16 protein-coding genes and 1 pseudogene are annotated in these 15,091 nt (G+C 63.0%); 11 read left to right on the top strand and 6 right to left on the bottom strand.

Going from position 1 to position 15,091, the window contains the following annotated elements:
* The first annotated feature begins 1 nt into the window (after position 1).
* The 4 genes from truB to IB243_RS15950 all read left to right on the top strand — a co-directional run bounded on the left by truB (position 2) and on the right by IB243_RS15950 (position 4,954).
* Positions 2-994 carry a tRNA pseudouridine(55) synthase TruB gene (gene truB / locus IB243_RS15935; protein ID WP_192428261.1) on the top strand — a complete coding sequence of 331 codons (993 nt, stop codon included), beginning with the start codon at positions 2-4 and terminating at the stop codon, positions 992-994.
* Positions 991-2,814 (top strand): translational GTPase TypA, encoded by a 1,824-nt coding sequence (gene typA / locus IB243_RS15940; protein WP_192428264.1) that lies wholly within the window; start codon positions 991-993, stop codon positions 2,812-2,814. The genes truB and typA overlap by 4 nt, the downstream gene beginning before the upstream one ends.
* 170 nt (positions 2,815-2,984) lie before the next feature.
* Positions 2,985-3,860, top strand: coding sequence for a DMT family transporter (locus IB243_RS15945; protein WP_057225008.1), 876 nt, complete (start codon positions 2,985-2,987; stop codon positions 3,858-3,860).
* Positions 3,857-4,954 (top strand): enoyl-CoA hydratase/isomerase family protein, encoded by a 1,098-nt coding sequence (locus IB243_RS15950; RefSeq protein WP_192428266.1) that lies wholly within the window; start codon positions 3,857-3,859, stop codon positions 4,952-4,954. The genes IB243_RS15945 and IB243_RS15950 overlap by 4 nt, the downstream gene beginning before the upstream one ends.
* A gap of 44 nt (positions 4,955-4,998) precedes the next feature.
* Here the strand turns inward: IB243_RS15950 and IB243_RS15955 are convergent, their stop codons facing one another.
* From IB243_RS15955 to smpB, 4 genes are all read right to left on the bottom strand, one after another.
* Positions 4,999-5,904, bottom strand: a complete 906-nt coding sequence (locus IB243_RS15955) for an anti-sigma factor (RefSeq protein ID WP_192428268.1) — start codon at positions 5,902-5,904, stop codon at positions 4,999-5,001.
* A 23-nt stretch (positions 5,905-5,927) separates the two neighbouring features.
* Positions 5,928-6,476 (bottom strand): RNA polymerase sigma factor, encoded by a 549-nt coding sequence (locus IB243_RS15960; RefSeq protein ID WP_192428270.1) that lies wholly within the window; start codon positions 6,474-6,476, stop codon positions 5,928-5,930.
* A 34-nt stretch (positions 6,477-6,510) separates the two neighbouring features.
* Positions 6,511-6,885, bottom strand: a complete 375-nt coding sequence (locus IB243_RS15965; RefSeq protein ID WP_192428272.1) for a hypothetical protein — start codon at positions 6,883-6,885, stop codon at positions 6,511-6,513.
* Between the two features lie 143 nt (positions 6,886-7,028).
* Positions 7,029-7,502 (bottom strand): SsrA-binding protein SmpB, encoded by a 474-nt coding sequence (smpB, locus tag IB243_RS15970; RefSeq protein WP_010458059.1) that lies wholly within the window; start codon positions 7,500-7,502, stop codon positions 7,029-7,031.
* 117 nt (positions 7,503-7,619) lie between these two features.
* Between smpB and IB243_RS15975 the strand changes: the two genes are divergently transcribed.
* Together IB243_RS15975 and IB243_RS27455 are read left to right on the top strand one after the other, a co-directional pair.
* Positions 7,620-8,060, top strand: a complete 441-nt coding sequence (locus tag IB243_RS15975; protein ID WP_010458060.1) for a type II toxin-antitoxin system RatA family toxin — start codon at positions 7,620-7,622, stop codon at positions 8,058-8,060.
* A pseudogene (locus IB243_RS27455) lies at positions 8,053-8,277 on the top strand (RnfH family protein); the annotation flags it as partial. The gene IB243_RS15975 and the pseudogene IB243_RS27455, both read left to right, overlap by 8 nt.
* Before the next feature lie 162 nt (positions 8,278-8,439).
* On the opposite strand, the gene IB243_RS15985 reads toward IB243_RS27455, so the two are convergent.
* On the bottom strand, positions 8,440-8,979 hold the full coding sequence (locus tag IB243_RS15985) for a DUF4124 domain-containing protein (RefSeq protein ID WP_192428274.1): 540 nt from the start codon (positions 8,977-8,979) through the stop codon (positions 8,440-8,442).
* Positions 8,980-9,087: 108 nt separating this feature from the next.
* Here IB243_RS15985 and guaB point away from each other — a divergent pair, with 108 nt between their 5' ends.
* The 5 genes from guaB (at position 9,088) to IB243_RS16010 (ending at position 14,010) form a co-directional block, all read left to right on the top strand.
* Positions 9,088-10,563, top strand: coding sequence for an IMP dehydrogenase (gene guaB / locus IB243_RS15990; RefSeq protein ID WP_057224993.1), 1,476 nt, complete (start codon positions 9,088-9,090; stop codon positions 10,561-10,563).
* A 94-nt stretch (positions 10,564-10,657) separates the two neighbouring features.
* Positions 10,658-10,915, top strand: a complete 258-nt coding sequence (locus IB243_RS15995; protein ID WP_029412806.1) for a type II toxin-antitoxin system Phd/YefM family antitoxin — start codon at positions 10,658-10,660, stop codon at positions 10,913-10,915.
* The gene (locus IB243_RS16000) at positions 10,912-11,346 is read left to right on the top strand and encodes a type II toxin-antitoxin system VapC family toxin (protein WP_192428276.1); all 435 of its coding nucleotides are present in this window, start codon (positions 10,912-10,914) and stop codon (positions 11,344-11,346) included. The genes IB243_RS15995 and IB243_RS16000 overlap by 4 nt, the downstream gene beginning before the upstream one ends.
* A gap of 12 nt (positions 11,347-11,358) precedes the next feature.
* A complete protein-coding gene (gene guaA, locus IB243_RS16005) occupies positions 11,359-12,978 on the top strand; it encodes a glutamine-hydrolyzing GMP synthase (protein ID WP_192428278.1) in 1,620 nt (539 codons plus the stop codon).
* 30 nt (positions 12,979-13,008) lie between these two features.
* The gene (locus IB243_RS16010; RefSeq protein WP_192428280.1) at positions 13,009-14,010 is read left to right on the top strand and encodes an acyltransferase; all 1,002 of its coding nucleotides are present in this window, start codon (positions 13,009-13,011) and stop codon (positions 14,008-14,010) included.
* 67 nt (positions 14,011-14,077) lie between these two features.
* On the opposite strand, the gene IB243_RS16015 is transcribed toward IB243_RS16010, so the two are convergent.
* Positions 14,078-14,974, bottom strand: coding sequence for a hypothetical protein (locus IB243_RS16015; protein ID WP_192428282.1), 897 nt, complete (start codon positions 14,972-14,974; stop codon positions 14,078-14,080).
* Positions 14,975-15,091: the final 117 nt, after the last annotated feature.

Genomic DNA, 15,091 nt, shown 5'->3' on the forward strand with positions numbered 1-15,091 from the left:
CATGCACGCGCCTCGCACCAGGGTGCAGCGGCGCCCTGTGCATGGGGTGTTGTTGCTCGACAAACCGCTCGGCCTTTCGAGCAATGACGCCTTGCAGAAGGCGAAATGGCTGCTGCGCGCCGAAAAGGCGGGCCATACAGGCACGCTTGATCCACTGGCGACCGGCGTGTTGCCGTTGTGTTTCGGCGCAGCCACCAAATTCAGCCAGTTGCAGCTCGATGCCGCCAAGACCTACGAGGCCGTTGCTTTGCTGGGCACCACCACCACCACCGGCGACGCCGAAGGCGATGTGGTGCAGCGCTGCGATGTGGACCCCGCACAGCTGACCCCTGAGCGTCTGGAGGCCGTGCAAAAGAAGTTCACCGGCCCCATCCGCCAGGTGCCGCCCATGCACAGCGCGCTCAAGAAGGATGGAAAGGCGCTGTACGAATACGCCCGGGCCGGTGTCACGGTGGAGCGTGAGGCGCGTGATGTCGTCATTCATACATTAAAACTGACCCTGGCGCAAGCAGATGAAGCGCAGGTAGCTATTAAAATGATAGTGACCTGCAGCAAGGGCACCTACATCCGCACTTTGGGTGAAGACATTGGGGCTGCGCTGGGTTGCGGAGCACATCTGACCTTCCTGCGCCGCATCGATACCGGCGGTATCGGTGTGGAGCGCTGCGTCACGCTGGCCCAACTTGAAGCCATGCCCGAGGCTGAGCGCCTTGCCTGCCTGGAAGCCCCTGAATCGCTGTTGGCACAACACGTGCGTGTCACGCTGGACAGCGACAATGCGGCGCGGTTCCTGTCGGGCGTGCGTCGCCGTGGGTCTTGGCCCGATGCAAGTGCAGTGGCCGTTTTTGGCGACACCCCTCCGGCCTTGCTGGGGGTAGGTCACATCGCTGGCGGGGAGCTGGTGCCCGACAGGCTCCTGAGTCCGCTGGAAATTCAACAAATTTTGGAAGGCACGCCGCACCTACAAGCCAGCGGCACATTGGAAAAACTATGACTAAACAAATCCGCAACATCGCCATCATTGCCCACGTTGACCATGGCAAAACCACCATGGTCGACCAGCTGCTGCGCCAGTCCGGCACCTTCGCCGACCACGAAAAAGTGGTTGATACGGTGATGGACAACAACGCGATCGAAAAGGAACGCGGCATCACGATTCTGGCCAAGAACTGTGCCGTGAGCTGGAAGGGCACGCACATCAACATCGTCGATACCCCTGGTCACGCGGACTTCGGCGGTGAAGTGGAGCGCGCGCTGTCCATGGTCGACAGCGTGGTGCTGCTGATCGACGCGCAAGAAGGCCCCATGCCCCAGACGCGTTTCGTGACCAAGAAGGCCCTGGCCCTGGGCCTGCGCCCGATTCTGGTCGTGAACAAGGTGGACAAGCCTGGTGCCAACCCCGACAAGGTCGTGAACGCCGCATTCGACCTGTTCGACAAGCTGGGTGCTACCGACGAACAACTCGACTTCCCCGTGGTGTACGCCTCGGGCATCAACGGCTGGTCGTCGCTCGAAGAAGGCGCGCCGGGCGAGCAGTGGGGGCCCGACATGTCGGCCCTGTTTGACACCATCCTCAGCCACGTTCCTCCGAACACGGGTGACCCAGCCGCTCCGCTGCAACTGCAAATCTCGGCGCTGGACTTCTCCACCTTCGTGGGCCGCATCGGTGTGGGCCGCATCAGCCAAGGCACCATCAAGCCCGGCCAAGACGTGCTGGTGATGGAAGGCCCCGATGGCAAGAGCATCAAGGGCCGCGTGAACCAGGTGCTGACCTTCCAGGGTCTGGACCGCATGCAGACGCCCCTGGCCGGCCCTGGCGACATCGTGCTGATCAACGGCATCGAAGACATCGGCATCGGCGTGACCGTGACCGACCCCGCCAATCCCGCGCCGCTGCCCATGCTGAAGGTGGATGAGCCCACGCTGACCATGAACTTCTGCGTGAACACCAGCCCGCTGGCCGGCCGTGAAGGCAAGTTCGTGACCAGCCGCCAGATCTGGGACCGCCTGCAGAAGGAACTGCAGCACAACGTGGCCCTGCGCGTGTCCGAGACCGACGAAGAAGGTATCTTCGAAGTCATGGGTCGCGGCGAACTGCACTTGACCATCTTGCTGGAAAACATGCGCCGTGAAGGCTATGAGCTGGCTGTGTCCAAGCCCCGCGTCGTGTTCAAGAACGTGAATGGCGAAAAGCACGAGCCTATCGAACTGGTGACGGTCGACATCGAAGAAGGCCACCAAGGCGGCGTCATGCAAGCCCTGGGCGAGCGCAAGGGCGAGCTGGTGAACATGGAGCCGGACGGCCGTGGCCGTGTGCGCCTGGAGTACCGCATTCCCGCACGGGGCCTGATCGGCTTCACCAACGAATTTCTGAACCTGACGCGCGGCTCGGGCCTGATCAGCAACATCTTCGACAGCTACGAGCCGCACAAAGGCGACATCGGCGGCCGCAAGAACGGCGTGCTGATCTCCATGGACGACGGTGAAATCTTCACCTACGCCCTGGGCAAGCTGGACGACCGTGGCCGCATGTTCGTGAAGGCGAACGACCCTGTGTACGAAGGCATGATTGTGGGCATCCACAGCCGTGACAACGACCTGATCGTGAACGCGACGCGTACCAAGCAGCTGACCAACTTCCGTGTGAGCGGCAAGGAAGACGCGATCAAGATCACGCCTCCGATTGATGCCACCCTGGAATACGCAGTGGAATTCATCGAGGACGACGAGCTGGTCGAAATCACGCCCAAGTCCATCCGGATCCGCAAGCGGTTCCTGACGGAAAACGAGCGCAAGCGCGCAGGCCGCTCCTGAGCTGCTTTACTGGTTGGGGCCGCTTCTTGTGGTGGCTTAAACCGGTAGCATCGTTGCGCGTCGAGGAGCTGCGCTCCCGATGCGCGACCCGAAGGGCCACTGCCATGCTGTGGCCCTTTTTGCCGTCTTGAATCCCTTGTTCCCCCAGATTCCATGAACTGCAGGTTCCCATGCTGAAGCTCACGCATTCCCGCGCGGTGGCCTTGATGGTGGCGGTGACCCTGATGTGGTCCATCGCCGGTGTGGTCACGCGCCACCTCGAACACGCGCGCAGCTTCGAGGTGACCTTCTGGCGCAGCTTCTTCACACTGCTGGCGTTGCTCATCATCTTGCCGACCTTGCAGGGCCGGGCCGTGTTTTCCTCTATGCGCCACAGCGGCCGCGCGCTGTGGGTCTCGGGCGTCTGCTGGAGCGTGATGTTCACCGCTTTCATGGTGGCGATCCTGCTCATGCCGGTGGCCAATGTGCTGGTCACCATGGCAGCGGGACCGCTGCTCACGGCGCTGTTTGCGCGTGTTTTCATCGGCCACCACATCACACCGCGCACCTGGGCTGCGATTGCGGTGGCGGGTCTGGGCATTGCGTGGATGTATGGTTCACAGATGGCGGGCCTGCCGCTGGCGGGGACCTTGGTGGCATTGTGTGTGCCGGTGGCAGCAGCCATCAACTGGACCGTGGTGCAGCATTCGCAGCGGCATGGCCATGCGGTGGATCTCGTGCCGGCCGTGCTGGTGGGCGCGGTGATTTCGGTGGTGGCCACACTGCCGCTGGCCCTGCCATTCCAAGCGTCATTGCATGACCTTGGATTGCTCGCCCTGCTGGGCGTGGTGCAATTGGCGATCCCTTGCGTGCTGGCGGTGCGCTGCGGGCGTGTGCTCAAGGCGCCCGAGATGGCGCTGCTGGGCCTGTTGGAGGTGATCTTTGGCATCTTGCTGGCATGGCTGGGTGCGGGCGAAGAGCCCAGCGTAGCGGTGCTGACTGGGGGCGCGCTGGTGATCGGTGCGCTGGTTTTCAATGAACTTTTAGGCTGGAAGGAACAAAAATGACGGAGACGACAGTGGCGGCGGAAATTGTGAGTGAAGTGCGTGGCCAGATAGGCTTCATCACCCTGAACCGCCCACGTGCGCTCAACGCCTTGTCGCTGGGCATGGTGCGCGATCTGATGGGTATTCTGCTGGCCTGGCAGAACGATGCGCGTGTGCTCGCGGTGGCGATCCGTGGCAGCAACAAGGAGGGTCCGTTCGGTGCTTTCTGCGCCGGTGGGGACATTCGATTTCTGCACCAGGCGGGCAGCCAGGGCAATCCGCTGCTGGAAGACTTCTTCACCGAGGAATACGCGCTCAACCACCTGATTCACAACTACGGCAAGCCCTATATCGCGTTCATGGACGGCATCGTGATGGGCGGCGGCATGGGCATCAGCCAGGGTGCAGCGCTGCGGGTGGTGACCGAGCGCACCAAGATGGCGATGCCCGAGACGGCCATCGGCCTGTTCCCTGACGTGGGCGGCGGCTACTTCCTCTCGCGCTGCCCCGGCCGCGTGGGCGAGTGGCTGGCCCTCACGGGTGACACCATTGGCGCGGGTGATGCCATCGAAAACCAGTTGGCGGATGGCTGCCTGCCGTCGGACCAGCAGGCGGCCGTGTGGGAGGCACTGGGAGTCCAGAGCTTTGCGGATGGCAAGGCGGCTCGGGATTTTGTTGCTTCTAAATTTATAGCTATTGACGCTCGCCATTCAAGCGCCAGGGCCCAAATTGACCAATATTTTTCGCTCCCAACCGTGGGTGCGATTGTCGCTGCGCTGGAAACTGCTGACACCGACTGGGCGCGTGCCACGGCCGCCACGCTGCGCAAGCGCTCGCCGCTGATGCTGCACGTGGTGCTGGAGCAAATCCGCCGAGCGCGCGACATGGGTCTGGCGGAAGACTTGCGCATGGAGCGCGACATGGTGCGCCACTGCTTCTTCCTGCGCCCGGGCGAGAGCGAAACACTGGAGGGCATCCGCGCCCTGGCCGTGGACAAGGACCATGCGCCGAAGTGGAACCCTGGACGTATTGAAGATGTGGCGCCGGAGATGGTGGCGCCGTTCTTCGCCAGCCCCTGGCCCACACACGCCCACCCGCTGGCCCATTTGTCCTGACCTTAGGCGGCCGGCCATGGTCGGGCCGGGCCGCAAGCGGCGCGTCAGGGGTTCAGCTGCTGGTACGCCGCTGTGGCGAGGCTCAACAACTCGGGGCGTGACAACTGTCCGCTCAGCGCGTAGCCAAAGCCGGCATCCGTCCAGTAAAAGCCCGGCACCGGGCCTTCGTGTGTGAACTGGAACGCGGTGGTGGGTGCTGCCGTCGGTGCTTCCACGCGCGCTTTGGTGCCGCCCTGATTGTCATTGGCAGGGCGGGGCGGGGTGGGAGTTAGAGCGCCCAGGTACAGTGTGATTCGTTGGCCTGCGCTGTTTTGGTACATGAACTGTGCGCGCACTCCGGTATCGCCGGGCAACAACCGGCCTCCCACCAGTTCATAGCCCTGGGCGCCCAGCACAGGGACTTTCAGCTGTCGGTCCAGCCGTTTGGACAGCCATTGCATCAGGTGGTCTTGCTGGGCAGCCGTGACCTCTACCGGGTGACGCACTTCGGGTTGGTACACCGCGTGGGCCACCGAGGCCTGCTGTGCGAACCGCTGTGCCGGTTCGGCTGCCACCAGCGTGGCACCTTGGCCAGTAGCCAGTGTTTTACCGGGTAACCCTGCGGGCCACTGGCTGCGTCCCGTCCAGCCTAGCACAAAGGCCAGCAGGACCGAGGCTGCCATGCCACCCCAACGCCACCACTGCGCCTGTTGCTCCCGGCGGTCTGTGGCGCGCAATGCTGCGGCCAGCAAGGCGTCGGGAATGGGGGCTTGGAGAAGGTCTTGGTGCAGGTCGTGCAGCCGCTGCCGCTGCGCCTGCCAGTGGGCCAGTGTGGCCTGTGCCTCCTCATCGTCCCGCAGTTGCTCGCGCAGCGCCTGTTCCTGGGCGGGCGGCAACCGGCCGTCCACAAGGGCATGCCAGGCGCTGCTCTCATCAGCGCGTGCTGGGGGGGCTGGGTGTTTCGGGTCCATGGTGGAGGATCGGGTCAGGGTGGCTATTTGAGGCGGCGCATCGCAGGCGGCGTACCTGCTGCTGCGGCTGGGCCCGCCGGGGCGGCCGGTGCCGAGCCTGGTGTGGGCTCCCGGTCCATCAGCACCCGCAGGCGCATGCGGGCTCGCGACAGGCGTGACATGACGGTACCCACCGGAATGTTCAGGATGCGTGCGGTATCTTCGTAGCTCATGTCCTCCATCGCCACTAGCAGCAGCACGGCCCGCTGGTCGGCGGGCAGGCGCTGCAGGCAGCGCTCCAGGTCCCGGGCGTCATCTGAGGGCGCGCGGGCGACTTGCAGCTGGTCTTGAACCTCATCGATGGCCAGAGGGGGCAGCGCGGGCAACGCGCGGCGTTGGTTGAGATACAGGTTGTGCATCAGGGTGAACAACCATGCGCGAAGGTCGCTGCCGTTGCGCCAAAGCAGCCACTTGCTGCAGGCCCGCTCCAGCGTGTCCTGGACCAGGTCATCGGCAGCCCAGCTGTCGCCCGTCAGCACCCGCGCGTAGCGGCGCAGGCCCGGCAGCTGTTCGATGACCTGGGTGCGATTCATGCCGTGTGGGGCCTGTGTTGCGCTGCGCGGGCTCTTACGGCCGTGCGGTGCGCCACACCTGGTTCACGCCTTCGCCCGTTTTGTCTCCAGGCTTGGTGTCCTTGATCCAGTAGTACAGCGGCTTGCCCTTGTAGGCCAGCTGGGTCTTGCCATCATCGCGGGTGACGATGGTGTAGTCACCGCCTGGCGCCGTGCTGGCCGCGAGGGGAGGCCAGTTGGTGGCGCAGGCGCCGTTGCAGACCGATTTGCCACTGCCGGTTGCGTCGCGGTCAAAGGTGTAAAGCGTCATGCCGCCCGCGCCGACGAGTACGCCGTCCACGGTCTTCACGGGGGGTTCGGACATGGACGCGCAACCCGCCATGCCAGCGATGGCGATGAGTGCGGCAGCCATTGATACCAATTTCTTCATGGGTTTCTCCTGAGAGGGTGCAGGTGGGCGCGAATGCTGCCTTGCACAGGGGTAAACACATGGGTGCAGCGGTTTATTCCACGGCACCAGAAAAAAGGCATTTCGCTCAAACAGGTGCTAACTGGCCTCTTGGGGCAGGGGGGCTAGCGATTCCTGCTCTTCATCGCACGTTCGACCTCGCGCTTGCCTTCGCGGTCCTTGATGGTGTCGCGTTTGTCGTGCTCTGCCTTGCCCTTGGCCAGGGCGATCTCGCATTTCACGAAGCCGTTTTTCCAGTGCAGGTTCAGGGGCACCAGGGTGTAGCCTTTTTGCTCCACCTTGACGATCAGATGTTTGATGTCGTCCTTCTTGAGCAGCAGCTTTTTGGTGCGCGCCGATTCGGGATTGACGTGGGTGGAGGCCGTTTTGAGCGCATGGATCAGGCAGCCGAGCAGATACAGCTCGCCGTCGCGGATCAGCACATAGCCATCGGTCAATTGCACCTTGCCCTCGCGCAGCGCCTTGACCTCCCAGCCATGCAGCACCATGCCCGCCTCGTGGCGCTCCTCGAAGAAATAATTGAAGGCCGCCTTTTTGTTGTCGGCAATGCGGGACGTGGGATCGGGTTTTTTGGCCATGAAGATGTAGATGCGGCACAAACCGGGAGTTAAAAGGCCTCCCTACAATGGGTGGGTGTCGCTGGCAGCGATTCTAATTTCCCCCGCTTGCGCACATTGATGCCGGGCACAGTCTGCATGAAAACCGTTCACAAGTCCGTCCTCATCTGGTACAGCCCCGAAGAAATGTTTGCCCTGGTCACCGGGGTGGAGCACTACCCCCAATTTCTGCCATGGTGCGATCACGCGGGCGTATTGGAGCAAACCAAGGATGGCATGACTGCCGAGGTGGGCATCGCGTTCAGCGGGATTCGCCAGACCTTTGTGACGCGCAACACCCACGAGGCTGGGCGGCGCGTACAGATGCACCTCATCAAAGGGCCGTTTTCGCAGCTTGACGGCGATTGGCACTTCCATCCCGTGGGCGATGGCAGCCAGCGCGCCTGCAAGGTCGAGCTGAGCCTGAACTACGGCTTTGACAACGCGGCGCTGGCCGCGCTGGTGGGCCCTGTGTTCGACCGCATCGCGGGCAGCATGGTCGATGCATTTGTGAAGCGGGCGGAGCAGGTGTATGGCTGAGCTGGTGCTCAGGCCTACCGTGCAGGTCACGGTGGTGGTCTGTCTCGCCCCCCGCAGAACGCAGGAATGGGTGCTGGAGTTGCCCCAAGGCGCTACCGTGGGCGATGCACTGCGGGCCTGCGGGGCGGATGTCGCGCTGGTGCCGCAAGTCAGTGCAGAAGATGTGCCGACCTTGGGAATCTGGGGCCGTGCTGCGTCACTGGATGCGCCTGTCAAGCACCTGGACCGCGTAGAGGTTTATCGCTCGCTGAAAGTGGACCCCAAGGTTGCCCGCCGTGAGCGTTTTGCGCGCCAGGGTGCCCGCACTACTGGTTTGTTTTCCCGTCAGCGGCCGGGGGGAAATCGGGCTACTGACACCGCCCTTGGTGGCGGCTGTGCGTCAGCGTTTGCAGTCGGCAGCGATGATGCCTTCGATGCGCTTGGATTCTGCCGCGCGGGCGGATTCGTCGAGGAAGATGCGCTCGCCTTGTGCGTTGGACTGAGTGACTGGCTTGCCCGAGTCAAACGTTGCCTTGGCCTGACGCGCACGTGTGCAGTTGTCCGCCTTGGCCTTGGCCAGCTTTTCTTCCTCCGCCTTTTTCTTGGCTGCTTCCGCGGCTTCTGCCTGTGCTTTTTTCTCTTCCAGGGCCTTGTCCTTGCCGCTGCCCGGCGCGCTGGCGGCGGGCTTTGGTGCGGAGGCTGCTGCGGTGGCGGTGGCCGCAGGGACGCCATCCGCTGGCGTGGCTGCCGCTGGGGCGGGTGCTGAACGTGGGACGCCACCACCCGGCTGCTTCAGGATGTTTTTTTCAGGGGTTTCCTGTGGTGGCGGGCGGTCACTGAAGACCTTGCGGCCGTCCTTGTCGATCCACTGCCATTGCGCTGCTGCGCCCATGGTCCAGGTGCAGGCCACGGCCAGCAGGAGAAGCTTGTGCATTTTCATGCGGACAAGTTTATCCATGTGATTCCCCCCCCGCCAGTGCGTTGCGGACGGGTGGGCGTGTTTTCGCCACACGCGGCGCGGGTACAATCCGTTTTTTGGAGCTTTCTCATGCGCCTTCTTGGAAAAGCGCTCACCTTCGACGATGTGTTGCTGGTGCCAGCGTACTCCCAGGTCCTGCCCAAGGACACGTCCCTCGCGACGAAACTCTCCCGTAACATCCAGCTGAATCTGCCTCTTGTGTCCGCCGCCATGGACACCGTGACCGAGGCGCGCCTGGCCATTGCCATTGCCCAGGAGGGCGGCATCGGCATCGTGCACAAGAACCTCACGGCGCAAGAGCAGGCTGCCCACGTGGCCAAAGTCAAGCGCTACGAATCGGGCGTGCTGCGTGATCCGGTGGTCATCACCCCCGAACACACCGTGCTGCAGGTGCTGCAGCTGTCCGAACAGCTCGGTATCTCGGGCTTCCCGGTGTGCGATGGCGGCAAGGTGGTGGGTATCGTCACCGGCCGCGACTTGCGTTTTGAGACGCGTTACGACGTCAAGGTCCACCAGATCATGACCCCGCGCGAAAAACTCATCACGGTCAATGAGAAGGAGGGCACCACGCCCGCCGAAGCCAAGGCGCTGCTCAACAAGCACAAGCTCGAACGCATCCTGGTCGTCAACGACGCCTTTGAGCTCAAGGGTCTGATCACGGTGAAGGACATCACCAAACAAACAAGCTTCCCCAATGCGGCGCGTGATGCCGCTGGCCGTCTGCGCGTGGGTGCTGCGGTGGGTGTGGGCGAGGGCACTGAAGAGCGCGTGGAAGCGCTGGTCAAGGCGGGTGTCGATGTCATTGTGGTGGACACCGCCCATGGCCACAGCAAGGGCGTGATCGACCGCGTGCGCTGGGTCAAGCAGAACTATCCGCAGATCGATGTAATCGGCGGCAACATCGCCACCGGCGCGGCCGCGCTGGCGCTGGTCGAAGCTGGTGCGGACGCCGTCAAGGTCGGTATCGGCCCGGGCTCCATCTGCACCACCCGCATCGTGGCCGGCGTGGGCGTGCCCCAGATCATGGCCATCGACAACGTAGCCACCGCACTCAAGGGCACGGGCGTGCCACTGATTGCCGATGGTGGCGTTCGCTACAGCGGCGACATCGCCAAGGCCCTGGCCGCTGGCGCTGGCACGGTGATGATGGGCGGCATGTTTGCGGGCACTGAAGAGGCGCCCGGCGAGGTCATCCTGTTCCAGGGGCGCAGCTACAAGAGCTACCGCGGCATGGGCTCCATTGGCGCCATGCAGCAGGGCAGTGCCGACCGCTACTTCCAGGAATCGAGCACTGGCAACCCCAATGCCGACAAGCTCGTGCCTGAAGGCATTGAAGGCCGCGTGCCCTACAAGGGTTCCATGGTTTCCATCGTCTACCAGATGGCCGGCGGCGTGCGTGCCTCCATGGGTTACTGCGGCTGCGCCACGATCGAAGAGATGAACAACAAGGCCGAGTTCGTCGAGATCACCACTGCAGGTATCCGAGAAAGCCATGTGCACGACGTGCAGATCACCAAGGAAGCGCCGAACTACCGCGCTGACTGATCCTTCGTTGATCCAATCTGGCCTGATTGAAAAAATCAGGCCAGACTGATATAGTCTGGTCTGAATTCACCATTCAGGCCAGACTTTTTTATTTATGCAGTCCGTCGGCATTTATGAAGCGAAAAGCAGATTCTCTGCCTTGATCGAACTGGTCGAGCAGGGCGAAGAGGTGCGTATCACCCGCCATGGCAAGGAAGTAGTGCGCATGCTGCCCGTGCGCCGCCGTCCGGTAATTTCCGACGAGCAGATTACGCGCGAGCTGGGTCAGATGGACGCGCTGCATGCCAGCATCCAGCCCGCAGGGTCATCAACGGTGGATGGCCTGCGTCGCACAGGACGGAGCACTGCATGACCGCCTTCGTGCTTGATGCCTCCGTCACCGCAGCCTGGCTGCTGCCCGATACCGCTAGCGAACATACCCGCCGCTTGTACACGCTGATCCGCCGGGACGAGGTCGAACCCCAGGCACCCAACCTCTGGCACTGGGAGTGCAACAACATCCTTGCCAGCGGGGTGAACAGCGGACGCATCCCCGCTTCCGCCGTCGAAGGCCTGTGGGGCGTGCTTGAAGCCGTCCGCCATCGGGTGGAGCTCCACGAACTCGCCCCCGCCCAGCACAAGGCCGTGCTCGATGTGGCGCTGGAAACCGGTTTGCCGACCTTTGACGCTGCCTATATGTGGCTGGCGCGCTCGCTGCGCCTGCCGCTGGCCACATTCGATCCCCAACAGGCCGCTGCCGCACAGCGCAGCGGTGTACCACTTCTCGACCTCTCCCGCCTCTGACGGACCACCACCATGCAACACCAGAAAATCCTCATCCTCGATTTCGGCTCGCAAGTCACCCAGCTCATCGCCCGCCGCGTGCGCGAGGCCAATGTGTACTGCGAAGTGCACCCGTGCGATGTGACCGACGAATGGGTGCGTGACTATGCCAAGGACGGTTCGCTCAAGGGCATCATCCTGTCGGGCAGCCATGCCAGCGTGACTGAAGACACCACCGACCGCGCCCCGCAGGCCGTGTTCGATCTGGGCCTGCCCGTGCTGGGCATTTGCTACGGCATGCAAACCATGGCGCAGCAACTGGGTGGCAAGGTCGAAACCGGCCACAAGCGCGAGTTCGGCTTTGCCGCCGTGCGCGCCCGCGGCCACACCGCACTGCTCAAGGATATTGCCGACTTCACCACCGCTGAAGGCCACGGCATGCTCAACGTGTGGATGAGCCACGGCGACAAGGTCACAGAACTGCCCCCGGGCTTCAAACTCATGGCTAGCACCGACAGCTGCCCCATCGCCGGCATGGCCGACGAAGACCGCCGTTTCTACGCCGTGCAGTTCCACCCTGAAGTCACGCACACCGTGCAGGGCAGAGCGCTTCTGGACCGCTTCGTGCTCGGCATCTGCGGCACCAGCCCCGACTGGGTCATGCGCGACCACATTGCCGAGGCGGTGGAACAGATCCGCCAGCAGGTGGGTAACGAGGAAGTGATCCTCGGCCTCTCAGGCGGCGTCGATTCGTCCGTGGCCGCAGCGCTCATTCACCGCGCCATCGGCGACCAGCTCACCTGCGTGTTCGTCGACCACGGCCTGCTGCGCCTGAACGAAGGCGACATGGTCATGGACATGTTCGTCGGCAAGCTGCACGCCAAGGTCATCCGCGTGGACGCCAGCGACCTTTTCCTGGGTAAGCTGGCGGGCGTGAGCGAGCCCGAAGCCAAGCGCAAGATCATCGGCGGCCTGTTCGTCGACGTGTTCAAGGCCGAAGCCGCGAAACTGAAGGCCGGTGACGGAGGCCACAAGGGCGCTACCTTCCTGGCCCAGGGCACCATCTACCCCGATGTCATCGAATCCGGCGGCGCCAAGAGCAAGAAGGCCGTCACCATCAAGAGCCACCACAACGTGGGCGGCCTGCCCGAGCAGCTGGGCCTCAAGCTGTTGGAGCCCCTGCGCGATTTGTTCAAGGATGAAGTGCGCGAACTCGGCGTGGCCCTGGGCCTGCCGCCTGAAATGGTCTACCGCCACCCATTCCCCGGCCCGGGCCTGGGCGTGCGCATCCTGGGCGAGGTGAAGAAAGAGTATGCCGACCTGCTGCGCCGCGCCGACGCGATCTTCATCGAAGAGCTGCGCAACCACATCGACGAATCCACCGGCAAGACCTGGTACGACCTGACCAGCCAGGCCTTCACCGTTTTCCTGCCGGTCAAGAGCGTGGGCGTGATGGGCGATGGCCGCACGTACGACTACGTGGTGGCACTGCGCGCCGTGCAGACCAGCGACTTCATGACCGCGGATTGGGCGGAGCTGCCCTATGCGCTGCTCAAGAAGGTGTCAGGCCGCATCATCAACGAGGTGCGTGGCATCAACCGCGTGACCTACGATGTGAGCAGCAAGCCGCCTGCGACGATCGAGTGGGAATAACAAGCACTGTCACGCCAAGACCTGGAAACAATGATCTGGCTTGATGCTGCGAGGGTCGTCTCGATCCTGGCCGTGGTGGTCCTGCACGTGGCCGCCAGCGTGGTGACCCTGACCGCGCTGGGCTCCTCCGGCTGGTGGTACGGCAATCTGTACGACGCACTCGTGCGCTGGTGTGTGCCGGTGTTCGTGATGGTGAGTGGGGCGTTGTTGCTCGACCCCCGCAAGACCGAGAGCGTGGCCGAGTTCTACCGCAAGCGGGCGGCACGGGTCCTGCTGCCAATTGCTTTCTGGAGCGCGGTTTACATTCTCTGGAACCACCGGGGGGCCCTGGCCGAGCTGCGCGCGATGGATGTCTTGCGCAGCGTTGCCAGAGGGTGGCCCCATTACCACCTGTGGTTTCTGTACATGATCCTGTGCCTGTACCTGTTCGTTCCCTTCCTGAGGACGCTGGTCCGCAACACAAGCCGGCGCGATCTGTGGTGGCTCGTGGCCTTGATGTTTGTGCTGTCTGGCGCGAACGAGTTTTCCCGCGTTTTCTCTGGCGATGAAGCGGGCCTCTTCATCAACTGGTTTCTGCCGTACCTGCCGTATTTCCTCTGCGGCTACCTGATCCAGACCAGTGACAGAAAGGTCCCTCTGTCCGTGTTGATGGCGGTCTTTGGGTTGGCTGTGGCGGTCACCGCCGTGGGCTGTTACTGGCTGGGCCGTGCGCAAGGGCTGGACAAAGGGCTGTATTTCTATGGCTACCTGAGCCTGTCCGTCGTTCCCATGTCGATCAGCGTGATGCTGATGCTCAAGCGATGCGCGTTGGCGGGTAGATGGGCGCAGTCTGTTCAGCGGGTTGCTCCGTTGACGCTGGGCGTCTATCTGGTGCACCCCATTTTGTTGGAGTCGTTCAGGGAATACGGTTTCAAGCCCGAGGACCATGCGCCGTTGCTCACCGTGCCGCTTGTGGCTGCTCTGGTGTTTGGGGGCGCGCTGGTGGTGGCACTGGTTTTCCACCGTATCCCCTGGTTGAAAAGGTTCATTTAGGCGGACCATGCCAGACCGCGCCTTCCCCCTCCCATGGAAGAAGGCAAACCCCCATGCTGGGCCAGGATCAGGCTTTGGCTTCGCCAGTGACCGGGTCGTAGGCGATTCCGTCGAAGTTGATGATGCTGTTCGTGGCGGAGTCGTAGGTGGTCAGGCGGTAGGTGTCGGCACCTTTTCCGTCCAGGCCGATGTACGGTGCGCGGGCAAAAACGACGCGGTTGTTCTGGGCCACGATTTCGTCGGGCGTCCAGCGGTTGTTCATGAGCCATTCCGACGGATTGACGCCGTCGGGCACCTCGACAACGCCATCTGTTCGCATCTTGGCGAGTGTCGGGTCCATGTTGAACCCCTCGGCCGCCAGCAGCCTGGCGGTGTTTTTCTTGTAGAACGATGCAGTCTCCGAAGGCATCTCGGTCAGGTCGCTCTTGACGAGCGTCGAGCCGTCCGTCGGGAACTTGGACAGTTTGCCGCTGCGAATGGCTTCATAGTCGGCTGCAAACTCAGGGTGGTTCTTGAAGAACATGTAGCGGCCGACCACTTCCTGGTCCCCACCGCTCAGCGACATCGAAATCATCCGCACATAGTCCGGCACTTCATAGTCTTCTGCAAAAGTGTCGCCCAGGTCACTTTCCCATTCGCGAAATTCTTCCAGGTTGCTGAAGGGCGCCTTGACTGCGGCCTGGGTCGTCCCGGTTTCCGCCGCGGCCTTGCTGCTGTAGAGGGCCGCAGTGGATTGGTAGGGTTTGGTTTGTGCGGCCGTGGTGGTAGCCCCCGTGGTGCCAGCCGCTGTTCCCTGCGCCGCCTCGGCAGACAGCTGTTCCAGCGTGGTCTGCAGTTCTTTGAGAAAGGTGACAGGGTCTGCGCCCGCGTGATTCTGGGCCGTGCGCTCGGCCGCCTTGGCCGCCATGGTGCTGGAGACGCCCAGGGACGTCAGCATGTTGGTGGCTTGTGAAATATCGAGCATCTTGCGACTCCTTCAATGGACTGGCAGTCCATGGCGTGGCACCGGGCCAATCACCGGGCCGATGGGGGTTCTATGGACGTTGCCCTGATGATCCCTGAATTCGCCCGCGCCAATCCC

This window comes from Acidovorax sp. ACV01 (assembly GCF_014851495.1).
Taxonomy (GTDB): domain Bacteria; phylum Pseudomonadota; class Gammaproteobacteria; order Burkholderiales; family Burkholderiaceae_C; genus Acidovorax; species Acidovorax radicis.